Genomic DNA, 23378 nt, shown 5'->3' with positions numbered 1-23378 from the left:
CTGGTTGGGGCCGCGGCCGGCACGGGGTTTATGGTTCCGGGTGCCGGCCGCGGAGTCTTTACTTGAGGAGGTCCTGGATCTGCTTCTTGGCGTCGGCCAGGAGGGTTGCGGAGTCACCGCCGGCCACTGCCTTCTGCAGGAGCGGCACCAGGACGGTGTCAACGATTTGCTGCCACTTGGCCGTTGCCGGGCGGGTGGCTGTGGCTTTGCCGTTGAGGGTCTCGATCAGCGGCTTGAAGCTCTCGTATCCGGGCTGGTCCTGGTACTTCTCGAACGCGGAAACTCGGGAGGCCAGGCCAAGGCTGGATTCGATACCCAGAGAGTTGTGGTCGTAGGCGCACTTGATGAACTTCTTCGCAGAGTCTGCGTTTTTGGTGGCCTTCGGTACGGACAGGTACCAGGGTCCGGGGACGCCTGCGACGCCGGCGCTGCCGCCAATCATTGCTGCCGTTCCCACTTTTCCTGCCACTGGTGAATCCTTGGGGATCTGGCGGTAAGCGTGGGCCCAGAAGCGGGTCATGGCGGTTTTGCCTTGGTTGAACAGGTTCTGGGCTGCAGCCCAGTCAACCTGTGCTGCACCTGGAGGCGCAGACTTTGTGAGGCTGACGTAGAAGTCGAGTGCTTCCTTGTGGGCTGCGTTGTCGATCACCACGTTGTCGCCGTCGAGGACCATGGGGGAGCCCGCTTGCAGGACGTGGGCCAGCCATTCGGTTTCCACGGCTCCCTTGACGTCGGTGCCGTACATGCCGTCCTTGGTGAAGAACTCCGAGATGTCCTGGTACTGCTTCCACGTGGTGGGCGCAGCGAGTTCATAGCCGTACTTCGCCTGGAAGTCGGCCTTGTTTTTGGCGTCTTCGAAGAGGTCCTTGCGGTAGAGGATGATCTCGGCGTTGGTCCACGCAGGCAGGCCGATGAAGTGACCATCCACGTTGGCTTCCTTGACCAGGGCGGGGAAGATGTCCTTCTTGGCCTCATCGGTGAAGATTTCGTCGATTGGTTGGACCGCGTCCTTGAAGCTTGGGAGCCACACGGAGTCCAGGGCGGCGACGTCGAAGGAAACGTTGCCGGAAGAGAATTCGCTGGAGAGCCGGTTGAACATGCCGTCGTACGGCAGCTCGACGAAGTTGACGTCGATTCCGGTGTCCTTCTTGCATTGTTCGGCCACGCCGGTGAGTTCGGCGTGACCGCCGGCTTCCACCAGGACGTTGACGGTGCCGGCGGCGCTGCCCGACGTCGGTGCCGGGCCCCCTGCGCCGCATCCGGTAGCTGCGAGTGCGACGGCGGTGCAGATGCCGCCAAGGGTGACGAGCCTGGAGATGGTTTTTCGAGTGGACATCGCTGTCGACTCACTTTCTCTTGAACGGGTGAAAGGAGTGATTTGGTTGAAGAATCGTTTTGCCAAAACGTCTTGGCAACACTGTAGGGCCGAAAGTTTGGAAGTGTCAAGAGTCACTTGGAGTGGTGTTAGGTGCCAAAATTGCTGCCCGGATTTTGTCGTTGACAGTGATCTTCAGCGCAGCTTAGTGTTTCTCTCAGCTTCAGATAAAACGATTTGGCACATTTTTGGCATCAACACCGTGGCATAGACGCCAATGCCGGGGCACCACCGCATGGACGCCGGAGCGCTGCCCCGGACAAACCAATGGACCAAGGATTGGCAGGAGAACCCTATGGGAATTGATACGACGCTTGATATGAACAACACCAGCCGGCGGAAGCTGGTGGGTGCGGGAGCCGTGGGCACGCTGGCAGCTGCCCTGAGCCTGGGGATGTCTCCAAAGGCAGAAGCTGCCGAAGGCGCGAAAGTCAGCCCGTTGAACTCGCCGAATGTCTATGACGTCACGGCCTGGCGAATCAAGGGCCAGCCCAAGGTCACGGCAGAGTCGGATATAGGCGCCGTCATCAACGACATCATCGCGGACATCAAGAAACGCCAATCCACACCGGAAACCAGACCGGGAGCCGTGGTGATCATCCCGCCGGGGGACTACGACCTCCACACTCAAGTGGTGGTGGACGTGGATTACCTCACCATCGCCGGTTTTGGCCATGGCTTCTTCTCCCGCAGCATCAAAGACAACGTGGACACCACGGGCTGGCTGAACCTTCAGCCGGGTGGCAGCCACATCCGCGTCCTCACGCCCCCATCCTCGCCCCAGGCATTCCTTGTGCGGCGGGACGGGAGTCCGCGCCTGTCCGGGATTGTGTTCAAGGACTTCTGCCTTGACGGAGTCAACTTCGTCCCGGACGGAAACAGCTATAAGAACGGTAAGACCGGCATTGACGTCGCCTCCGACAATGACTCCATCCACATCACCGGAATGGGGTTCGTCTATCTTGAACACGCTCTGATAGTTCGAGGTGCGGACGCCCTCCGGGTCCACGACAACATGATTGCCGAATGCGGGAACTGCGTTGAACTGACCGGTGCCGGACAGGCAACAATTGTCAGCGACAACCTGATGGGTGCCGGCCCCGAAGGTGTGACGCTTCTCGCCGAAAACCACGAGGGCCTCTTGGTCACAGGGAACAACTTCTTTCCTCGAGGACGCAGTCTCCTTGAGTTCAGCGGCTGCAACCGCTGCAGCGTGACATCAAACAGGTTCCAAGGCTTCTACCCCGGCATGATGCGGCTGCTGAATGGCTGCAAGGAAAACCTCATCACGTCCAACCATTTCCGCCGGGGCACGGAAGGGTTCCCTCCGTTCATTGACCGCACCAACGGATTGGATGACCTCTACGGCGTCATCCACGCGCTGGGGGACAACAACCTGATCTCGAACAACCTGTTTGCCTACGACGTCCCGCCGAACAAGGTTGCCCCTGCGGGAGCCCAGCCCACCATCATGTTGATCGCAGGCGGGGACGGCAACGTCATAGCCACCAATCACGTCATCAGCAACGTGGACTCCCAACACGTGGTTCTTGATGGATCGGCAACCCGGTCCAAGGTCCTGGACAGCGGCGCCGCCTCCACCATCACGTCCTACAGCCCGGACACAGCCATTCGGCCCACGCCCTGACGTATGGCCGCAAACGCACGACGGCGGCTGGTCGCCAAGGTGACCAGCCGCCGTCGTGCTTTCTGAAGTTAGTCCGCCTTGACTGCGAGCACCGGGCAGTCGGCCTCCAGCAGGATCCGTTGGGAGACGCTGCCCATGATGAGCTTGCCCACCGGGCTGCGGCGGCGAAGGCCGATGACAATCAGGCTGGCGTCATTGTCGTCGGCGGCGTCCAGAACCTCGGCCGCTGCGTCGTGACCGCGGACGGGTTGCTTGATGATGTGCTGGATGCCGTGCTCGGCGAGGCGCTCCTCGATGCTCTGGATATCCGGTTCCTGGGCATATCGGTTATCCACCAAGGCGTCGCCCTTGGACGAGTTGATGACCAGCAGGGTGTCGTTGCTTTTCTTGGCTTCGGCGATGGCTTGCGTCAGTGCCGCTTCGCCTTCAGGTGTGGGGACGTATCCCACCACGATGGTCATGGTTTCTCCTCGTTGTACTGGTTATTGGGGAGGCGGTAGGCAGGACAAGCCGCCAGGCTAGCCATCGCCGTCGCCGTCTGCCGTTCCGTCGGCGCGGTGGCTGCCGTGGCTTACACCGCCGGCTTCCCTCGGGACAGTCGCCCCGGAGTTGCCTGGGATCACTGTTGCTGCAGCAGGACGGTTGCGGCGGATGAGCTTGTAGATGAACGGCCATGCCAGGATGATCGCCACGATGATGTAGACCACTATCGCGATGGGTTCGCTGAAGAGGCCGGCAGGATCGCCCGCGCTCAACTGCAGAGTCTTGCGGAGCTGACCTTCGATGCGCGGCCCCAGGATCACACCGAGGATCAGCGGCAGGACCGGAAGTCCGAACCGCCGCATCATGAACCCGAGTGCGCCGAGAACCAGCAGGATCACCAGGTCGAAAGCCTGCAGGTTGACCGAGTAGGCACCCAAAGTAGCGAAGAACAAGATGCCTGCGTAGAGGTACGGGCGGGGGAGCTGCAGCAGCTTCGCCCAGACCGGCGCCAGGGGCAGGTTGATGAGCAGGAGCAGGAAGTTGCCGATGAAGAGGCTTGCGATCAGCGCCCACACCAAGGGTCCCTGGCTGGAGAACAGCTGCGGACCGGGCTGGATGCCGTAGGACGTGAAGGCCGCGAGCATGACGGCGGCCGTCGCGTTGGTGGGCAGGCCGAGGGCGAGCATCGGGGTCAGCGTCCCTGCAGCGGCCGCATTGTTGGCTGCTTCAGGTCCGGCGACGCCCTCAATGGCGCCCTTGCCGAACTCCTCCGGGTGCTTGCTGAGACGTTTCTCCGTGACATAGGAGAGGAAGGTGGGAATTTCCGCGCCACCGGCGGGCAAAGCGCCGAACGGGAAACCAAATGCTGTGCCGCGCAACCAGGGCTTCCAGGAGCGGGCCCAGTCCTTCTTGCCCATCCACGGACGGCCCACGGGAATGATGTGCAAGGGAGTCCGGCGCAGGTGGGCGGCAACCCAGAGGGCTTCACCTACGGCGAAGATGGCAACAGCCACCACCACAATGTCCAGGCCGTCCACCAGCAGCGGCTGGCCGAAGGTCAGGCGGCGTTGGCCGGTCACCGAGTCGATGCCCACCAGTCCGATGGCCAGGCCCAGGGCCAGCGAGGCGAAACCCCGTAGCCTGGACGAACCGAGGACGGCAGTCACCGCAAGGAGGGCCAGAATCATGATGGCGAAGTAGCTTGGCGCACCGAGGCTGACAGCGAATTGCACCACGATGGGTGCAAAGACGGCCAGCAGCGCAGTGCCGATGGTACCTGCAATGAAGGAGCCGATGGCCGCGGTGGCTAGAGCCTGCGCGGCCCTGCCGGCTTTAGCCATCTTGTTGCCTTCAATGGCTGTCACCACCGACGACGATTCTCCTGGTGTGTTGAGCAGGATGGAGGTGGTGGAACCGCCGAACATGCCGCCATAGTAGATGCCGGCGAACATGATGAACGCGCTGGTGGGCTCCAATGCGGCAGTCACCGGAAGCAGCAAAGCCACAGTCATGGCCGGGCCAAGTCCGGGAAGAACGCCGACGGCGGTGCCCAGGAGCACGCCGATCACGGCGAATAAAAGGTTCATGGGGGTCAGGGCGGTGGCGAAACCGTCCATCAGGGAGGACCAGACGTCCATTAGAGGATTCCTTCCAGGAGCCCGGCTGGAAGGGCGATGCCCAGGCCGAGGTAGAAGCCGTAGAAGGTCAGCAAGGAGAGTGCGACGGAAATCAGGCCGTCACGGATGTAGCGGCGGCTGCCGAGGGCCAACACGCTGCCCCAGAACAGGACGGTTCCGGAAATGACCCAGCCGGCCCAGTCGATGAGCAGGATGTTCAGGATGAAAGCTCCGGCCAACGGGAGGACGGTCTTCCAATCGGCAGGGTGTGCCAGGTCAACGTCTTCGCCGCCTTCGGCTTCGCCCTTGCCGCCACGGAGGACGTTGATGGCAAGGAGAATGGCGCAGACAATCAGTAGTCCGGAAACAATGAACGGAACGGTCTTGGGACCCACCGGGTCCGACTGCGAGTACGGGGTGACCAAGCCGTTCGCGTCCAAGAAGACCAGAACGCCGACCACGCCGAGCAGGAGGGAGACCCCCAGCTCGGCGCGGCCTTTGAGGCCTGTGGCTAAGGAGCTCACGCCAACCCGAGCTTGCTCAGGACGTCTGCCACCCGCTTGTCCTGGTCGGTCAGGAACGTCTGGAACTCGTCACCGGTGACGAAGGCATCGGACCAGCTGTGGGTCTTGAGCGCTTCCTTCCAGCCTGCGGAGGCGTGCATCTTCTCAAGTGCTGCAATCAGGGACTTCTTGTCGTCGTCGCTGATACCCGGAGGGGCCACAATGCCGCGCCAGTTGGTGAAGACCAGGTCAATGTTGGATTCCTTCAGCGTGGGTGCGTCCACGCCTTCCAGACGGTTCTCGCCACTGGTGGCCAAGACCCGGATCTCACCGGACTTGATCTGCTGCAAGTACTCTCCGGCACCTGAAGCGGCGAAGCCGAGCTTGTTGCCGAGGATGGCTGGGAGGAGGTCGCCACCGCCGTCGTAAGAGACGAAGTTGACCTTGGTAGCGTCGATGCCAACAGCGCCGGCCAACTGCATCGGCAGGAGGTGGTCCGGGCCGCCCGGCGAGGAACCGCCGCCAACGGCAATGGAACCCGGGTTGGCCTTCCACGCCGTCACAAGGTCATCGATGGTCTTGTAGGGTGAGTCCTTGCTGACCATGATGGCGCCGGGCTCCTCGATGAGCTTTGCCAAGGGAGTGGTCTCGGTCAGCTTCGACTCGGATTTGTTGGTGTAGCTGGCTCCAACAACACCCAGGCCCATCAGCATAGTGAGGTCGCCGTTGCCCTTTTCATTGACGATGCGGGCGAGGCCCACTGTCCCGCCGGCACCAGCAAGGTTGAAGACCTCGGTGTTGGTGGAGATCTTCTCGTCGTCCAGTACCTTGGCGGCCGCGCGGGCGGTGGTGTCATAGCCGCCACCCGGAGTGTTCGGAACCATGATCTGGAGTCCGGTGATGGGTCCTGCTGCTGCGCCGGTGCTGTCAGAACCGGTGGACTTACCTGTGGCACCGCAGCCGGTGGCCATCAGGGCGATGCCGGCAGCGACGGCGGCGACTCGCAATGCGCGGATCTGGCGCATGGTGTTCCTCTTCTCATCATTGAAAATTCAGTGCAGGGCGATCAGCGTTGTGCCCCGTTGATTTGATGCTAGGCGCGTCAGTGACAGGGATCACTCTTGTGTTCGCAGTGATCTTTAAGTTCATTGCGTTCACGGGTTTCTGCGGTCTGAGCTGGTCTTTCGTGCCGCTGGGGTCTTCTGTGCCGCTGGGGTATAGTTCCGATACGCCACGGGGGAAGCTGTTGTCCGCCCCTCCGATCTCCGGCACCACCAAAGGAACCAGCAGTGACTCGACTGACTCGAAGAAGAGGCATGTCCTTGGCAGGGCAGTACCTTGTGCTGCAGTTGCTGATCGTCCTCGCAGTTCTTGTTGCCGTTGTTGCCATTTCTTTGGCTCAATCCGCCGCCACCTTCGAGCGGACTGAAGGACGCCGTGCGCTGCTGGCCGCTGAAGCCTTGGGCAGCAACCCCACCGTCCGCGCATTGTTGCCGGAGGCCGAACCGCGCGTCGGTTCAGCCCTTCCGGCCGTGGCCGAATCCGTGCGCACCGTTTCGGGATCATCACATGTGGCACTCGCCAAACTTGACGGCACCGTGGTGGCATCATCGGATCCCAGCCTGTTGGGCCAACCCCTGCCGCTGGGTGAGAGCCAGGTGATGGAAGGGCGCGCCTGGACAGGTGTGCTGCCAGGAAGCAGCGGTGCCGTGCTGTCCGCCCACGTCCCGGTCCTGAACGATTCCGGAAAAGTCATTGGCGTCGCATCAATCAGCAGGAACTACCCATCCACCATTGAGCGACTCGGCGACGCCGTTCCCAACCTGCTCACCTATCTGGGTGTCGCCAGCATCCTGGGCGTCGCCGGATCCCTCCTGTTGTCCCGCCGCGTCAAACGGCAAACCCTCGGCATGGAACCCCGCGAAATCACGGGCCTCGTGGAGAATCGTGAAGCGATGCTGCAGGGCCTGAAGGAAGGCGTGGTCGCCTTGGATCCCCACGAGCGCATCACGGTGGCCAACCAGAGCGCCCGGCAACTCCTCGGCCTGCCACCGGATTGTGTGGGAAAGAAGTTGCGATCCCTCCACGTGGATCCGGCCCTGAAGATAGTCCTCACCCGCGAACAGTCAGACGCGGATCAATTGGTACTCGTGGGGGAGCGGCTAGTGGTTATGAACCGCGTTGCCCTGCGTTCCCACGGACGCGACATCGGCTCCGTCACCACGCTGAGGGACCGGACCGAACTGTCCTCTCTCGAAAGCGAACTCGGTGCCACCCGCACCGTCACCGATACCCTGAGGGCCCAGGCCCACGAGTTCGCCAACCAACTCCACGTCATCTCCGGCCTCATCCAAATCGGCGAATACGACTCCGTGGTCCAGTTCGTCAACGGCGCCACCGTAGACCGGACACGGCTCAACGACGACGTCACCAGCCGCATCGAGGACCCCGCGCTCGCAGCCCTGCTGATCGCCAAAGCCAGCCTGGCAACGGAGCGCGGTGTGGACCTGAAACTGGACCCGAGGTCCGCGCTGCCACGCGTCAACGAGGAACTGTCACGCGACCTCACCACCGTGGTGGGGAACCTGGTAGATAACGCGTTCGACGCCGTCACTGGGCTTCCTGGGGCGTCGGTCCAAGTGTTGGTGGTTAACTCGGGTGACGACGTCACAGTCACAGTCAGGGACAACGGTCCCGGTGTTCCTTCCGGCTCCGCAGAGGATATTTTCCAACAAGGCTTCTCCACGAAAGAGCCTGGACCGGGCGATGCGCGGGGGTTTGGGTTGGCGTTGTCCCGGGTGATCTGCCGGCGCTCCGGGGGAGACTTGACGGTGGTCAACGACGACGGAGCCGTCTTCACGGCTCGATTCACGAAAGGGGCCTCCCAGCCATGATCCAAGTACTGATTGTTGACGATGACTTCATGGTGGCCAAGGTCCACGCCGGATTCATCCAAAGGACCCCAGGCTTCGGAGTGGTGGGCGTGGCACACACGGGTGCGCAGGCCCTAGTTGAAACGCAAAGGCTCCAGCCCGACCTCGTGTTGCTGGACATCCATCTCCCGGACATCAACGGACTGGAGCTCATGCACCAGCTGCGTGATGTTGCACCGGACCTCGATGTCCTGGTGATCAGCGCTGCCCGCGAGGTGGAAACCGTCCGAAAGGCCTTGCGCGGCGGGATCGTCCATTACCTCATCAAACCCTTCTCCCAGTCTGACCTGCAGGAACGGTTGGAGCATTACCTCAGTGCCTACCAAGGCCTGGACGCTTCCAAGGTGGAGGCCGAACAGTCTGATGTGAACAAGGTCTTTGGGCTGTCTGCTTCCGAACGGACACTGCCCAAGGGTTGCAGCGTGGAAACCCTCGGACTGGTTGAATCAGCCCTGAAAACAGCGCCTGGGGATCTCTCCGCAGCGGAGCTGGCCGAGCAACTTGGCACGTCCCGTGTCAGCGCCCGCCGTTACCTGGAGTACCTCCACGACGAAGGGGCGCTGGAGGTCAGACTCAAGTACGGCGTCGGGCGTCCTGAAAGGCGATATGTGCTGAAGGGGCGGTAAGCCGGACGCTCACCTAGTGCTGGTAGATGTCCCGCCTGTGGCCCATGGCTACCACCAAAACAATGAGTTGTGCGTCGCGGATCTCATAGATGATCCGATAGTTACCAGTCTGGACGCGCCAGTCTCCGCTGCTTCCGGAGAGCTTCTTTGCCCCGGGAGGACGAGGTGTTTCGGCGAGGATTTCGATGGCGGCCTGGATGCGCCGGCGTGCTTCCGGTGGGATCTTTCGCAATTGGCGGACCGCCGCGGGCGCAACCTGAACGGCGTAACTCAAGCCAGGCCCAGCTCCGCTTTGACTTCCTCCCATGGCACGGCGGCATCGCCGGTCTCGGTCATTTCGGTCCGTGCAGCGTTGGCTGCGCGGAGGTCGTTGAGGTCCTCAGCTGCCTCAATCAGCTTGGCGAGATCTTCTGCGTCGATCAGTGCTGCCACGCGGCGGCCACGGCGCAACAAATACACCGGTTCATGGCTTACTCGTGCCGTGTCAACCGCTTCGGAAAGTCGGCTCCGGGCCACGGTGACTGTCATCTCGGTCATGCTGCGATTTTACGCGTCGTCGAGCGCTGAAATGTACATAAAGGCGCTTTTGGCTCATATGCTGGCTTTCCACCCCAAGGCTGGCCCCAATTTCCCTGCGATGTCAGTGAGGATCTGCACGTAGTCCTCGTGGTCGAAGCTGAAGGGCAGGGCGAACGCCACCTCGTCCACTTCCTGGAATCCTGCGTGTGAATATAGTTGCTCGGCGATTTCGTCGCTGGTGCCTATGAGATCCCTGGCAAACATCATGCCCTTCGGTCCCTGCGGTGACTGTGTGCGGGGAGTGCGTTCATCGACGTAGCGCTGGTACTTCGCACGCTGGCCGCTGGAAGCAGAATCTGTGGGGATGACCACCAAACCTTGCGATGCCCGGGCGGTGTTTCCGGCTGCGGCGGCTGCTTCGCGGTACGCGCGGATCTGCGATTGCTGGACCTTGGCGAAGTCCGGCTCCTGGTCCTTGTCCGGGAAGATCACGCTGCTGGAGAGCAGGTTGAAGCCGTTTTCTCCGGCCCAGACGGCTGATTTCATGCTGCCTGCCCCGTACCAGAGGCGGCTGCGCAGTCCGGGGGAGTGCGGCTCCACCCGGTTGGAGAATTCCTCCACAACGCCCTGTTTGCCGGAGAAGTCCCGAACTTTGTCGCCTCTGACCAGACGGGCGAAGCGTTCCACGCGGGCGTATGAGAAGTCCTCTGATTCTGTGGAATCCGGGTACAGCTCATGCTTCACGGTGTCGTAGTGCATCGGTTCTCCCACGCTCAACCCCGGATTGATCCGTCCGCCTGCGAGCAGATCCACGGTGGCCAGGTCCTCGGCCAGCCGCAACGGGTTTTCCCAACCCAGCGGGGTTACCGCGGTTCCGAGCTCAATCCTTGACGTGCGCTGGCTGGCGGCCGCCATGACTGCTACCGGGGAGGAGATTCCGAACTGCAAATGACGGTGCCGGAGCCAGGCACTGTCGAACCCCAACTGCTCACCGAGCTCGATGATCTCCAGCGTGGACCGGTGGCCAGCCGCCGGGTCCGCAGCGTCGAACAGGCCGATGGTGAGGAAACCAAGCTTGCGGAGGGGCTGTTCGGGGCGGGGCATGGACGTCCTTCGGGTTGGGTCGGCAGTTACTGCCCAGAATAGGCGGCGGTACCGGGGACGACGGCGGGAGGTTACCTTTTGTGATGGGAGCGGGCAAGCCGCCGTATCTCACTGGCGGGACGAAGCCCTCAGCCTGGGAGCTGAACCTGATTCCCTACCGTCTTCAGGTAGTTCCGGATCCCGTCCACCACCATCTGGTGGTCTTCATCGGACGTCAGCCCGGATACGGTGATCGCGCCGATCACGCCTGCTCCGCGGACGCGGATGGGGAACGATCCTCCGGCCAAGGTGTAGTCCTCATGCGCAAGCCAGCCACCACCCAAAGGGCTATGACCGCGGGCAGAAAACTGCTCGGACAACAACGCCGTGCTGTGCTCAAAGCGCAGCACGGAAGCAGACTTGCGGCGGATCCACTCCTCTTGGTCTGAGGTGGCTCCCGGCAAAACGCAGCGGAAGAGCACGAGGTTGTGGCGGCGGATATCGATCGCCACTCCAAACCCGGACGCGATGGCGTGGTTGGCGATCAGCGAACCAAGCCGCCAGGCGTCGTGGTTGTCGAACGATGCGAAGACCAGCTCTTCTTCCTGCTGGCGGAGTTCAGCGTGCCGCGGTGACTCAGTCATTGTTCATTTCCCTTCCACTGCAGCGTCAGCCTCGTAGCTCAACCCGATCTGGCGTCGGATCTCATCCATCGCGGCCATGATGGACACGGTCTCACCCGGCGGCAAGATGGTTCCGGCGGTCTCTCCTGCGCGGATCAGGCGTTCCAGCTCAGCAGCTTGGAACTGCATTCCACGGCTGCCGACGGGCTGGTCATACCGTTCAACAACACTGCCATCAACGGCATGAACCGTGAACGGCACAGGGTTGTACCAAGTGTGTTCAATGTCGATCCACCCATCCGTCCCGATGACCATGGCGCGGTTGGCACTGGCGGCGTCGAGCTCGCAATCAACAATCGCCTGAGCACCGTCTGCGTACTCAAAGATCGCTGCCGTTTGACGGTCCACGCCGGTGGGCGACATGGTGGCGCTGGCCCGGACTGCGGCCGGGGTGCCGAGAATGTCGAACGCGAAGGAGATCGGGTAGATGCCTAAGTCCAGCAGCGCTCCGCCACCGAGCGCGGGATCGTTGAGCCGGTGTGCAGGGTCCTGGGGGAGGCTCTGGTTGTGGGTGGCCACCACCTTGCGGACCTCACCAATAGCGCCGGCAGCGATGAGTTCGCGGATGCGGATCATGTGCGGCAGGAATCGCGTCCACATCGCTTCGAGGGCAACGAGTCCCTTGGACTCAGCGAGGTCAACGATGTCCTGTGCTTCGCGCGCATTCATGGTGAACGACTTCTCCACCAGCACGTGCTTGCCCGCATTTAACGCCAACAGGGCGTTCGCGTGGTGGAAGGGGTGAGGCGTGGCGATGTAGACCACGTCAACCAGCGGGTCTGCCACCAGATCTTCATAGCTCCCGTGAGCGGTGGTCACGCCATACTGCTCCGCGAACGACTTGCTTGAGTCCGATGAGCGCGAACCCACCGCCTGCACCGCAAAGCCATTCTCTTTCAGGTCCTGCGTTTGGAGCCCGGCAATAAATCCTGTGCCGAGGATTCCCCAGCGGATTGTTCCGTCGGAGGTGCCATTGCTGAGGGTCACGTGCTTAGTCCTTTGTTGAGTCAGAAATTGGGTACGCCACAAACGCAAAGCGCACGGAATCCGGCGACCAGCTGTTGACGTTGAGGGTACCTTGGCCGCCGAAAAGTGGCCATGTATGGAGGGGAGTGGTCCAGTCCTCGGTCGAAACAAGGACGACGTCGACCGGCAAGTCGGCGGGGTGGCCTTCCGTTCCGGTAGAGCCACTTCCCATCCGGCGAGTACTCCGGGCCGTCGCAGTGACCGGACCCGACATCAACGCGGGCGATAGCGCCGCCGTCGGACGTTATGGTCATGAGGCGACCCGGCTGCGTAAAGTCGCCCGCCTCGATGCCCACGTAGGCCAGTTCCTTGCCGTCCGGGCTGACGCCGTGGAGGAAATGGAAAGAGCCGTCGTCGTCCGTGATCCTGGTGGCGGGGCCACCGGAAAGCGAGGCGCGGTAGATGTGGCCGTCGTTGGCGGAGAGGAAGATGCTCTCTCCATCAGGTGCCAGCACATGATCGTTATTGAGGTCAGGGATACCGGTGAGCGGAACTTCCACGGGATGACCACCGGTCACGTCCAGCGTCCACAGCTTTCCGTCCCCGTTGAGGACAAGCGCGTGGCCCGATCCCTTCGAAGTCAGGGTCCAGTTGGGTGCTTCGAAGAGTACGTCGTCAGTGCTGTAGAGCAGCTCGGCCTCGCCAGCAACCGACGCGACCCACACCTCGCAGCGCTGACCTGGTTGAAAGGTGCGGATCACGTCGGTTGGTCCTAGTCCTTGCTGCTGAAGGCGGCGTCGAAGCTGGTTTGCGACGCCGGGAAGTCGAACTTCTTCAGCGCCGCGAGGGCTTCGGGGGCGCCGTGGAGGCGGTCCATGCCTGCGTCTTCCCATTCCACGCTGATGGGTCCGGTGTAGCCGATCGCAGTCAGGGCCCGGAAGGACGATTCCCAGGGCACGTCACCGCGTCCGGCGGAGACAAAGTCCCAGCCTCGGCGGGGGTCGCCCCAAGGCAGGTGCGAGCCCATCACGGTGTTCCGGCCGGTGGGGCGGAGCTTGGTGTCCTTGCAGTCCACGTGGTAAATCCGGTCCTTGAAGTCCCAGATGAAGGACACGGGATCGATGCCTTGCCACATGAAGTGGGACGGGTCCCAGTTCAGGCCGAACGCTTCCCGGTGTCCGATCGCTTCGAGGGTCCGGACGGTGGTCCAGTAGTCGTAGGCGATCTCACTCGGGTGGACTTCGTGGGCGAAGCGGACCCCGCATTCATCGAACACGTCCAGAATGGGGTTCCAACGGTCGGCGAAGTCCTGGTATCCGGCCTCGATGACCTTTTCCGGGACGGGCGGGAACATCGCGACGTATTGCCAGATGGAGGAGCCGGTGAAGCCGACCACGGTGTCCACGCCCAGGGCGCGGGCGAGGCGGGCGGTGTGTTTCATTTCCTCTGCGGCGCGTTGCCGGACACCTTCGGGTTCCCCGTCGCCCCACACACGGGAGCCGACGATCGCTTCATGGCGGAAGTCGATGGGGTCATCGCACACGGCCTGGCCCTTGAGGTGGTTGGAGATGGCCCAGACCTTCAGGTTGTACTTTTCCAGGATGGCGAGTTTGGATTCGACGTAACCGGGTTCGTCCCAGCGCCAGGCGTCCAGGTGGTCTCCGGAGACGGCGATTTCCAGGCCGTCGTAGCCCCAGCCCGAGGCAAGGCGCGCGACTTCCTCGAAGGGAAGGTCGGCCCACTGGCCGGTGAACAGGGTGTACGGGCGGGGCATGTCAGGCTCCTTCAGTAGCGGTGCTGGTTGCCCTTGCGGACAGCTGGATCAGTGAGCTTTTAGCTGCGGCGGACTCTTCCACTGCAGCCAAGATCTGTTGGATGTTCAGGCCGTCCTCGAACGACGGCGACGGAGCAACACCTGTGGCGATGGCAGTCAGGAAGTCCCGGATCTGGTGCGTAAACGTGTGCTCCCAACCGATGATGTGCCCCTGCGGCCACCACGCTTCGAGGTAGGGGTGTTCGGGTTCGCTGACCAGGATCCGTCGGAATCCTTGCTCCCGGACGGGCACTGTGGTGTCCATGAACTTGAGTTCGTTGAGGTTTTCCAGATCGAACGTCAGCGATCCGAGCGAACCGTAGATTTCGAGCCTGAGGGAGTTCTTCTGGCCGGTCGCTACGCGGGAGGCCTCCACTGAGGCGATTGCTCCGGAGGCGAGCGTCAGATTGACCCAGGCGGCGTCGTCGACCGTGACATCCTCCAGCCCATCAGCGCCTGGGCGCTGATCAACAAAGGTCTGCAGGCGGCCGGATACCTCCGTGACGGGATCGTCCAAGAGGTACAGGATCTGGTCGATGGCGTGCGAGGCGATGTCGCCCAGCGCACCGGATCCGGCGGTTTCCTTGCGGAGGCGCCAGGTCATGGGGGACTCGGCGTCGGTCAACCAGTCCTGCAAGTACGCGGCGCGGACGTGGCGGACAGTGCCGAGGCGACCTTCGGCGATGAGCTCGCGGGCCAGTGCCAGGGCAGGGACCCGGCGGTAGTTGAAGCCGATCATCGATTGGACGCCGTTGGCCCGGGCTGAAGCGGCGGCGGCCACCATCGCCTCGGCCTCGCCCAGAGTGTTGGCCAGCGGCTTCTCCACGAGGACGTGCTTGCCTGCTTCCAGCGCGGCAGTGGCGATTTCGGCGTGCATCCATCCCGGCGCGCAAATATCGACGATGTGGATGTCGTCCCGTTCAAGCACGGCACGCCAATCCGTGGCGGACTCGGCCCAGCCATATTTGGCGGCGGCCTCCGCGACGGCACCGGCGTCCCGGCCCACGAGCACTTTCTGCTCGAAAGCGGGGACGTCGAAGAAACTGCCCACGTTCCGCCAGGCATTCGAGTGGGCCTTGCCCATGAAGGCATAGCCGATTACCGCCACTCCCAGCGGGGAGGAGTTGGAAATAGTCATCAGGTTCCTCGCCGGTTCTAAAGGGTCGCGGTTTCGGGTGCCCAGTCCTCAGGGAGGGCAGCCGAGACGGGGGCGTTGCTGGTGACGTCCACGAACGTTCCCGATTCCACGGATTCGGCGATCGAGACCATGCTGTCCAGCACGTGGTAGGCGAGATCACCTGTGGCGCGGTGGGCGGTGCCGGCACGGAGGGCGCGGGCCATGTCCAGAACACCCAGGCCGCGGCCGTTGGCCGGACCCGTTGCAGGGATGATTTCCGGTTCTTCCGCTCCGGGACGCCAGAGCTTCAGGTCGCCGTCGAAATAGTTCGGATCCGGGAGGGACAGCGTCGCCTCTGAGCCAGTGATTTCCACGAAGCCCATCCGCAGGCGCGGGGACTCGAAACTGAACACGCTGTGCGAGGACTGGCCACCTTCGAACTGCGCCATCGCGGACACATGCGTGGGAACCTCGACGGCGAATTCCTCGCCCGCCTTGGGACCGGAACCGATCACGCGGGTCGCCGTGGCAGAGGAGCCGACGGCGGCCACCTTACGGATGGACCCGAAGGTCTGGATCAGCGCAGTGAGGTAGTACGGTCCCATGTCGAACAGCGGACCAGCACCGTGCTGGAAAAGGAACGCCGGGTTCGGGTGCCAGGATTCCGGGCCGGGGGTCTGGAACGTGGTCATGCCGGTCAACGGCGTCCCGATGTCCCCACGTTCGATGATCCGGCGGGCCGTCTGCAAACCGGCTCCGAGGAACGTGTCCGGTGCGGTGCCCAGGCGGATGCCGGCGGCGTCTGCGGCCTTGAGCAGGCCAAGCCCGGACTCGCGGTCTAGCGAGAAGGGCTTCTCAGTCCAGACGTGCTTGCCCGCGTTCACCGCAGCCGTGGCAACCTCGACGTGCGCTGCCGGGATGGTCAGGTTCACGATGATTTCGACGTCGGGATGGTTCAGTGCCAGCTCGGGCGCACCAAACTCCGGGATCCCGTATTCCTTGGCCCGTGCTTCGGCGGCCTCGACGAAGAGGTCTGCGATCACCAAGACCTTCAGATCCGGGAAGACCGTGAGGTTGTCCAGATACTGCTTGCTGATGTTGCCCGCGCCGATGACGGCGACGCCAACCGGGCCTTTGCGGGTTGAAGGTGCGAAGCTCATGCGCCGGCCTCCCGGGAAACGGTGCCCTCGGCGGCGTTGGCGCTGGCAGCGGCGGTCAGGAATTGCAGGCTCTCGGTGATGCCTTGGAAGATGTCGCCGGAGTAGTCATCAAACTCCACGACGCCTACTTCCAGGGACTTGGCTGCGGCGATAACGTCCAGCACCGGAATGGTGCCCTGGCCTGCAGGCTGCTGTGCCTTGGTGTCGGTGTTACCCGGGCCGTCCTTGATATGGATGAGCTTCACGCGGTCACCCAAGCGGGCCAAGAGCTCCACGGGATCCTGGCCGCCGACCGCCACCCAGTACGTGTCCACTTCCAGGACAAGTTCCGGATCCAGCAGTCCTTCGAAGTATTCCAGGGCGGTCTTGCCCTCAATGGTGGACTCCAGCTCCCACGCGTGGTTGTGATAGCCCACCCGGATGCCGTACTCAGCGCCCTTTTTGGCTGCAGCGTTGAGCTTGGCTGCCGTTGCCTGGATGGTTTCGGCGTCCTGCCAATGCTCAGCCGGAAGGAAGGGATCGATCACCGTGGTGATGCCCAGTTCCTTGGCCGCTGCGAAAATCTGGTCCTGGTCCTGTGACAGCAGCGGCGCGTGGCCCGATGGAGCGGTGAGGCCGTTCTCCTTCAATGCAGCACCGAGTTCCTTGGCCGTGGCCACGAAGTTGTACGGCTCAACCTGCGTGAAACCAATCTCGGCAACCTTCTTGATGGTTCCCGGCAGGTCTTCCTGCAGAGCGTCCCGCAAGGTGTAGAGCTGGATCGAGTAAGACATTGGTTTCCTTTTCCGGAGAGGGCTGTTCAGGAATATTGGCGAGATGGCGTCAGTCTAGTGAGCGCACTCATTTCAGCCTAGAGGGACTTTTACCGAGCGTCTAGCAAAAGTTGTAAATATTCCGCGGAACTTCCGGCGGATGACATGCATAAGCAATCATGCTTCACTAAATGCATGACAACAGCGGCCGGAAACACCGCCGCGCCAGAGGCCGGCAATCTCTCGCGCGCCGGGAATCTCTTCCAACTCCTCCGCGACGGAAAGGCCCGCACCCGTGCTGAGCTCGCCGAAACCACCGGGTTGGCCCGGTCCACGGTGGCCTCACGCATTGACGCGCTCATTAACTCCGGGCTCGTCGGGACCGCCGGTGAAGCGACCTCCACAGGCGGCAGGCCGCCGTCGCGCATTGCCTTCAACCCGGCAGCGCGGGTGGTCCTTGCCGTCGACGTCGGAGCTACCCACGTGATTGTTGCCGTCACCGACCTCGGTGGCAACGTTTTGGCGGAGCGACGCTTGGGGCAGGAAGTCGCCGATGGTCCGGACGTGGTCCTGGGCCGCGTGGTGTCAGCGGGCCGGGAACTCCTGGCCGAAGCCGGCCGGGAACTTGGCGACCTTGCCGGGATGGGCATTGGACTGCCCGGCCCCGTTGAGCACGATTCCGGTCGACCGGTGAAGCCGCCCATCATGCCTGGCTGGGACGGATTCGACGTCGTCACTTACGTTCAGCGCTCCCTGCCCGTTCCCGTCCTGGTGGACAACGACGTCAACATCATGGCGCTCGGCGAACGGACCGCGTACTGGCCGGACCATGACAACTTCCTGTTCATCAAAGTGGCCACCGGCGTCGGCGCGGGCATCATCAGCAGCGGTCAGTTGCAGCGTGGTGCCAACGGCACAGCCGGCGACCTCGGCCACGTCCGTGTTCCGCGCGGCGACGACGTCCTCTGCCGTTGCGGCAATAACGGCTGCCTGGAGGCGCTCGCGTCAGGTCCCGCCGTCGCACGTCAACTGCAAGCGCAAGGTTTGGAAGCTTCCAACGGTGCTGATGTCCTGCGCCTCGTGGGCGAAGGGAACCTTCAGGCCATCCAGGCGCTGCGGCAGGCCGGACGCGACGTCGGCGATGTACTGGCCACCGTGGTCAACCTGCTCAATCCGTCCATGATCATCATCGGGGGCAGCGTGGGGGAGGCCGGCGAACACCTCGTGGCCGGAATCCGCGAAGTGGTTTACCGGCGATCCCTGCCCCTGGCCACAACGCACCTGCGCATCGGCATTTCCATAGCCGGCCAGCGCGCCGCCATCCTCGGCGCCAGCCACATGGTCACCCAGCACGTCTTGTCACCGGCAGTGATTGAGGCCACGCTCCAAGCAGCGGGATGAGCCTCGCTGGATGCCGGTTGCCGGGTAGCGCCGTGATAGCAATGAAACTGATGTTTATTTTCCTTGCTTCGTCGTGCGCCCAATGAGCCGTCTATTCGCCAAGATTCCCCGCGGCTGGCTGATCCTTGCGTGCATCGGGCTGATTGCCCTCAACATGCGGGGTCCTTTCGTGGCCGTGGCGCCAGTGGTGGACTCCCTTCAGCAGGACCTCGGCTTTTCGCCGGTTGAGCTGGGGCTTCTGACCGGCATCCCCGTGCTCTGCTTCTCCCTGGCTTCGCCCTTGGCCTCACTGGCGGGCCGGCGTCTCGGGGCAGAAGTCGCAGTGATGCTCACCCTGCTCGGAGTCCTGGCCGGTGTGATCATCCGCTCCAGCGGCGGCGGCGTCTCGGTGATGGTGGGCACGGTCATCATTGGCGTGGCCATCACCATCGGCAACATCGCGGTGCCGCTCATCATCCGGCGCGACTTCGCACCCCGGCGCCAGGCAACCGCCATGGGCGTGTACACCGCCGCCCTCAACGTCGGCTCATTCCTGACATCCGTGGCAACGGCACCCCTTGCTGAGTTGGTGGGCTGGCGGCTGGCCTTGGCGGCGAGCGCCCTGTTGGCGTTGGCGGCAATCCTGTTCTGGGTGCCCACTGTCGGGGCTCGCAAGGCTTTTGTTCCCCTTGCGGTTCCTGTTCCTCCGGCTTCCGGCTCCGGTCCCGTTGCGGGTGTGGGCTGGCTGACGGTGGGCCTCACGCTCGGCTTCGCGGGGCAGGCGTTTTCTTACTATGGCGTCACCGCGTGGCTGCCCAGCTTCCTGTCCGACGAACTCGCCATGGGCACCGCTGACGCCGGCGCAGGCTCCTCGCTCTTCCAGATCTTCGCGATCGTGGGCGGCTTGGGCGTGCCGCTCCTGGCCCGCTTCGCGAGTACGACGACGGTGGCGGTCACCTTGAGTGCGCTGTGGCTGACGGTACCCGTGGGCTTGTTGCTGGCCCCTGGGTTCTGGTGGCTGTGGTCCTCGCTGGGCGGTGTTGCCCAGGGTGGCGGCATCACGGTGATCTTCATAGCCATCATCAAGTTCGCGCACTCCCAAGCCGCTGCCGGGAAGATGTCCGCTGTGGTGCAAGGTGTTGGCTACTGCTTCGCTGCGTTGGCTCCCACTGTTGTTGGGTTCGTTCACAGCGTTACCGGGGGTTGGACGGTGCCGCTGTTCGTGATCCTTGGCTCGGTGCTCGCGTTCTGCGTGTGCACCACGTTGTCCGTGCGCTGGGTGGCCCGGCAGCGCTGAGCTTTTCTCGCTTGGCCGGCCCGATTCGGGGGTTCCCTGCTGATCGTGCCGTGCGCACGGCACGATGTGCAGCGGGGCATCGAAATGGGCGGCCCGGGCATGGGCTCGGGCATGGAGAAGCCCCGTTGCTGGGCTGCCTCCCCGACGGTCGGGGTCACTTGTTGCGAAGAGTGCAGGCAGCCCAGCGTCGGGGCTTGATGGTGTCGCTACCCAGTAGAACTAGGCCGCGACGAGTTCCTCCTCCGTGGCCTCTTCACGGGCCTCAGTGAGGAAACGGGCGTACGCAGGGATGGTCAGGAAGGTGGGGAATTCCTCGGCCAGGGTGACTTCTTCGAAGATGGCGCGGGCATCAGCGAAGCGGTCTCCGTCGAAGCGTTCCAGGCGGGCGTATTCCTCATCCAGCATGTCCTCAACCCATTCGCGGGTAATGATGTCACCGTGGTCAGTGATGGCGTGGGAGTGGATCCACTGCCACAGCTGGGAGCGGGAGATCTCCGCGGTGGCGGCGTCTTCCATGAGGTTGTGGATGGCCACAGCTCCGTTGCCCCGCAGCCAGGACTCGATGTAGCGGATGCCCACTTCGATGTTCAGGCGAACCCCGCCCTCGGTGATGGTGCCCTCGGTGCTGGCGATGTCGATCAGTGCGCGGTCATCGGGAGTGACGTCCTCGCGTGAACGGTCCAGCTGGTTGGGGCGGTCTCCGAGAACTTCGTCAAAGACTTCTCGGCACACCGGCACCAGGTCCGGGTGGGCCACCCATGAACCGTCGAAGCCGTCGTTGGCCTCACGGGTCTTGTCCGCACGGACCTTCTCGAACGAAGCCTGGTTTGCTGCTTCGTCCTTGCGGTTGGGAACAGCAGCAGCCATGCCACCGATCGCCATGGCCCCGCGGCGGTGGCAAGCCCGGACCAGCTGCTCCGTGTAGGCACGCATGAACGGCTGGGTCATGGTCACCTGGCCGCGGTCCGGGAGGACGAAACGCGGTCCGCGGGTGCGGAAGTTCTTGATCAGGGAGAAGATGTAGTCCCACCGGCCGGCGTTCAAACCCGAAGCATGGTCACGCAGCTCGTACAGGATCTCTTCCATCTCGAACGCAGCCGTGATGGTTTCGATCAGAACCGTGGCGCGAATGGTGCCCTGCGGGATGCCGAGCAGGTCCTGGGCCAGAACGAAAATGTCATTCCACAAGCGGGCTTCGAGGTGGTTCTCGATCTTCGGCAGGTAGAAGTACGGGCCCTTGCCCTGGGCGATCAGGCGGCGGGCGTTGTGGAAGAAGAACAGCCCGAAGTCCACGATGCCGCCAGCGATCGGTTTGCCGTCGATCAGCATGTGCTTCTCCGGCAGATGCCAGCCACGGGGGCGGACCACGATGGTAGGCAGGTCCTCGGCCGACTTCAGCTTGTATTCCTTGCCCTCAGGAGAAGTGAAATCGATCCGGCGCTCCAAAGCATCGGTCAGGTTCAGCTGCCCTTGGATCACGTTCCGCCATGTCGGTGTGGACGAGTCTTCCATGTCAGCCAACCAAACCTTGGCACCGGAGTTCAGGGCGTTGATGGTCATCTTCTTGTCCACCGGGCCCGTGATCTCGACGCGACGATCCTCCAAGCCCGGCGCCGGGGGAGCGACACGCCACGACGGGTCATTCCGGATGGCTTCGGTCTGCGGCAGGAACCGTGGATCCTGGCCCCCTGAAATTTGGTTGCGGCGGGCGTGCCGTGCCTGCATCAGCTCCTGACGACGATCCGCCGTCGCCCGGTGCAACTTGCCAATGAACTCGAGGGCGTCCGGCGTGAGGACCTCGTTCTGCCGGCAAATGGGCTGCGCGGTGATGGTGATGCCATTGATAGTGAAGTTGTCAGTGAAGCTGTTCATTTCAATCTCTCCTATGAGAAGCAAATGTTCGACGGCGGCACTTCCGCGAGATGCGCACCAGGCCAAGGAGCCGGTCCGCAGGCCGGAGGCGACAGCCGCCGTCGGGAATTGGTTTAGTGGAACTGGCCCTCTTCGGTCGATCCGACCAGTGCGAGGGTGGATGCGTTCGGGTTGAGCGCTGTTGCGATGTCGTCGAAGTAGCCTGTGCCGACTTCGCGCTGGTGCTTGGTGGCGGTGTAGCCGCGGGACTCGGAGGCGAATTCCTTTTCCTGGAGCTCGACGTAGGCACTCATGCCTTCACGGGCGTAGCCGTGGGCGAGGTCGAACATCGAGTAGTTCAGGGCGTGGAATCCGGCCAGGGTGATGAACTGGAAGGTGAAGCCCATGGCACCGAGTTCGCGCTGGAACTTGGCGATGGTGGTGTCGTCCAGGTGCTTGCGCCAGTTGAAGGACGGGGAGCAGTTGTAGGAAAGCATCTGGTCCGGGAACTCGGCCTTGACCGACTCGGCGAACTTGCGGGCCAGCTCCAGGTCCGGGGTGCCGGTCTCCATCCAGATGAGGTCGGAGTACGGTGCGTAGGCCTTGGCGCGGGCGATGCAGGGTTCGATGCCGTTGCGGACCTTGTAGAAGCCCTCGGCCGTGCGAACAGGCTGTCCACCTTCGCGGAGGATGAATTCCTGGTCGCGCTCGTCAACGTCGGAGGTGATCAGGGTTGCTGCTTCGGCGTCGGTGCGGGCGATGACCACCGTGGGGGTGCCGGCGACGTCGGCTGCCAGGCGGGCTGCGTTGAGGGTGCGGATGTGTTGCTGGGTGGGAATCAGGACCTTGCCACCGAGGTGGCCGCACTTCTTTTCGGACGCGAGCTGGTCTTCCCAGTGAACGCCCGAGGCGCCGGCGGTGATCATGGACTTCATGAGCTCGTAGGCGTTCAGCGGGCCACCGAAGCCGGCTTCGGCGTCGGCGACGATCGGGACCAGCCAGTCCTCAACGGTCTTGACGCCCTCGGCATATTCGATCTGGTCTGCGCGGAGCAGGGCGTTGTTGATGCGGCGGACAACCTGGGGTACCGAGTTGGCCGGGTACAGGGACTGGTCCGGGTAGGTCTGGCCCGAAAGGTTGGCGTCAGCTGCAACCTGCCAACCGGAAAGGTAGATGGCGCGGAGGCCGGCCTTGACCTGCTGCACTGCCTGGTTGCCGGTCAGCGCACCCAAAGCGTTGGTGTAGCCGCCGGTAGGAGCTTCTTCGGTGAGCTGCTTCCACAGCTTCTCCGAACCGCGGCGGGCCAGGGTGTGCTCTTCGGAGACGCGACCGCGGAGGCGGACGACGTCGGTAGCCGAGTAATCGCGGGTGACGCCTTCCCAACGCGGGTTGGCGGACCATTCAAGTTCCAGCGCTGCGGCCTGCTCGCCTGCTGTGTCCTGAGCGGACGACTCTGCTGGTTCAAATGAAGCGGTCATCTTTGATCTCCTATGTGGTGCCCGGGCCGGCCTCCGCTGCGCCATTGCTGCATCGGCCGGCTTGCCCGGGGTCTGTGTTTCTTTTTCGTAAGACC

At 63.1% G+C, this 23378-nt stretch carries 22 protein-coding genes; 5 read left to right on the top strand and 17 right to left on the bottom strand.

The window, feature by feature from the left end:
* Positions 1–58: 58 nt before the first annotated feature.
* The gene (locus J3A64_RS14745; RefSeq protein WP_210064683.1) at positions 59–1336 is read right to left on the bottom strand and encodes an ABC transporter substrate-binding protein; all 1278 of its coding nucleotides are present in this window, start codon (positions 1334–1336) and stop codon (positions 59–61) included.
* Positions 1337–1670: 334 nt separating this feature from the next.
* Between J3A64_RS14745 and J3A64_RS14740 the strand changes: the two genes are divergently transcribed.
* On the top strand, positions 1671–3023 hold the full coding sequence (locus J3A64_RS14740) for a NosD domain-containing protein (protein WP_210064682.1): 1353 nt from the start codon (positions 1671–1673) through the stop codon (positions 3021–3023).
* 68 nt (positions 3024–3091) lie between these two features.
* On the opposite strand, the gene J3A64_RS14735 is transcribed toward J3A64_RS14740, so the two are convergent.
* Genes J3A64_RS14735 through J3A64_RS14720 form a run of 4 tightly spaced genes read right to left on the bottom strand, consistent with a single transcriptional unit; the run spans position 3092 to position 6650 of the window.
* Positions 3092–3484, bottom strand: coding sequence for a universal stress protein (locus tag J3A64_RS14735; RefSeq protein ID WP_011773451.1), 393 nt, complete (start codon positions 3482–3484; stop codon positions 3092–3094).
* A 57-nt stretch (positions 3485–3541) separates the two neighbouring features.
* Positions 3542–5143, bottom strand: coding sequence for a tripartite tricarboxylate transporter permease (locus tag J3A64_RS14730; protein ID WP_210064681.1), 1602 nt, complete (start codon positions 5141–5143; stop codon positions 3542–3544).
* Entirely contained in the window at positions 5143–5646 is a 504-nt protein-coding gene (locus tag J3A64_RS14725) for a tripartite tricarboxylate transporter TctB family protein (RefSeq protein WP_011773453.1), read from the bottom strand. The genes J3A64_RS14730 and J3A64_RS14725 overlap by 1 nt, the downstream gene beginning before the upstream one ends.
* Complete coding sequence (locus J3A64_RS14720; protein ID WP_011773454.1) at positions 5643–6650, bottom strand: tripartite tricarboxylate transporter substrate binding protein; 1008 nt, start codon at positions 6648–6650, stop codon at positions 5643–5645. Before J3A64_RS14720 ends, J3A64_RS14725 begins: the two co-directional genes overlap by 4 nt.
* A gap of 291 nt (positions 6651–6941) precedes the next feature.
* On the opposite strand from J3A64_RS14720, the gene J3A64_RS14715 reads away from it, so the two are divergent.
* Positions 6942–8519 (top strand): sensor histidine kinase, encoded by a 1578-nt coding sequence (locus J3A64_RS14715; RefSeq protein ID WP_210066174.1) that lies wholly within the window; start codon positions 6942–6944, stop codon positions 8517–8519.
* Entirely contained in the window at positions 8516–9184 is a 669-nt protein-coding gene (locus J3A64_RS14710; RefSeq protein ID WP_014920724.1) for a response regulator, read from the top strand. Before J3A64_RS14715 ends, J3A64_RS14710 begins: the two co-directional genes overlap by 4 nt.
* Before the next feature lie 13 nt (positions 9185–9197).
* On the opposite strand, the gene J3A64_RS14705 is transcribed toward J3A64_RS14710, so the two are convergent.
* From J3A64_RS14705 to J3A64_RS14660, 10 genes are all read right to left on the bottom strand, one after another.
* Positions 9198–9458 carry a type II toxin-antitoxin system RelE/ParE family toxin gene (locus J3A64_RS14705; protein ID WP_210064680.1) on the bottom strand — a complete coding sequence of 87 codons (261 nt, stop codon included), beginning with the start codon at positions 9456–9458 and terminating at the stop codon, positions 9198–9200.
* The gene (locus J3A64_RS14700) at positions 9455–9721 is read right to left on the bottom strand and encodes a type II toxin-antitoxin system Phd/YefM family antitoxin (RefSeq protein ID WP_011773458.1); all 267 of its coding nucleotides are present in this window, start codon (positions 9719–9721) and stop codon (positions 9455–9457) included. Before J3A64_RS14700 ends, J3A64_RS14705 begins: the two co-directional genes overlap by 4 nt.
* A gap of 54 nt (positions 9722–9775) precedes the next feature.
* Complete coding sequence (locus J3A64_RS14695) at positions 9776–10807, bottom strand: LLM class flavin-dependent oxidoreductase (protein ID WP_210064679.1); 1032 nt, start codon at positions 10805–10807, stop codon at positions 9776–9778.
* Between the two features lie 128 nt (positions 10808–10935).
* Positions 10936–11430, bottom strand: coding sequence for a heme-degrading domain-containing protein (locus J3A64_RS14690; RefSeq protein WP_210064677.1), 495 nt, complete (start codon positions 11428–11430; stop codon positions 10936–10938).
* Between the two features lie 3 nt (positions 11431–11433).
* Positions 11434–12456, bottom strand: coding sequence for a Gfo/Idh/MocA family protein (locus J3A64_RS14685; RefSeq protein ID WP_210064675.1), 1023 nt, complete (start codon positions 12454–12456; stop codon positions 11434–11436).
* 20 nt (positions 12457–12476) lie between these two features.
* The gene (locus J3A64_RS14680; protein WP_210064674.1) at positions 12477–13196 is read right to left on the bottom strand and encodes a PD40 domain-containing protein; all 720 of its coding nucleotides are present in this window, start codon (positions 13194–13196) and stop codon (positions 12477–12479) included.
* An 11-nt stretch (positions 13197–13207) separates the two neighbouring features.
* Positions 13208–14209: a sugar phosphate isomerase/epimerase gene (locus tag J3A64_RS14675; protein WP_210064673.1), complete on the bottom strand. Its 1002-nt coding sequence runs from the start codon at positions 14207–14209 to the stop codon at positions 13208–13210.
* 1 nt (position 14210) lies between these two features.
* Complete coding sequence (locus J3A64_RS14670; protein WP_014920730.1) at positions 14211–15386, bottom strand: Gfo/Idh/MocA family protein; 1176 nt, start codon at positions 15384–15386, stop codon at positions 14211–14213.
* 17 nt (positions 15387–15403) lie between these two features.
* Positions 15404–16525 carry a Gfo/Idh/MocA family protein gene (locus J3A64_RS14665; protein ID WP_210064672.1) on the bottom strand — a complete coding sequence of 374 codons (1122 nt, stop codon included), beginning with the start codon at positions 16523–16525 and terminating at the stop codon, positions 15404–15406.
* A complete protein-coding gene (locus J3A64_RS14660; protein ID WP_011773468.1) occupies positions 16522–17298 on the bottom strand; it encodes a sugar phosphate isomerase/epimerase in 777 nt (258 codons plus the stop codon). Before J3A64_RS14660 ends, J3A64_RS14665 begins: the two co-directional genes overlap by 4 nt.
* A gap of 174 nt (positions 17299–17472) precedes the next feature.
* On the opposite strand from J3A64_RS14660, the gene J3A64_RS14655 reads away from it, so the two are divergent.
* Positions 17473–18678, top strand: coding sequence for an ROK family transcriptional regulator (locus tag J3A64_RS14655; RefSeq protein WP_210064671.1), 1206 nt, complete (start codon positions 17473–17475; stop codon positions 18676–18678).
* Positions 18679–18760: 82 nt separating this feature from the next.
* Complete coding sequence (locus J3A64_RS14650) at positions 18761–19954, top strand: CynX/NimT family MFS transporter (protein WP_210064670.1); 1194 nt, start codon at positions 18761–18763, stop codon at positions 19952–19954.
* Between the two features lie 219 nt (positions 19955–20173).
* On the opposite strand, the gene aceB is transcribed toward J3A64_RS14650, so the two are convergent.
* Positions 20174–21826 carry a malate synthase A gene (gene aceB / locus J3A64_RS14645; RefSeq protein WP_210064669.1) on the bottom strand — a complete coding sequence of 551 codons (1653 nt, stop codon included), beginning with the start codon at positions 21824–21826 and terminating at the stop codon, positions 20174–20176.
* A 113-nt stretch (positions 21827–21939) separates the two neighbouring features.
* A complete protein-coding gene (gene aceA / locus J3A64_RS14640) occupies positions 21940–23283 on the bottom strand; it encodes an isocitrate lyase (protein ID WP_011773472.1) in 1344 nt (447 codons plus the stop codon).
* Between the last annotated feature and the right edge of the window lie 95 nt (positions 23284–23378).

The sequence above is a fragment of the Pseudarthrobacter sp. PvP004 genome (assembly GCF_017876035.1).
Taxonomy (GTDB): Bacteria; Actinomycetota; Actinomycetes; order Actinomycetales; family Micrococcaceae; genus Arthrobacter; species Arthrobacter aurescens_A.
Note: the sequence above shows the minus strand (reverse complement) of the source record. Positions and strands in the feature narration are given on the sequence as shown.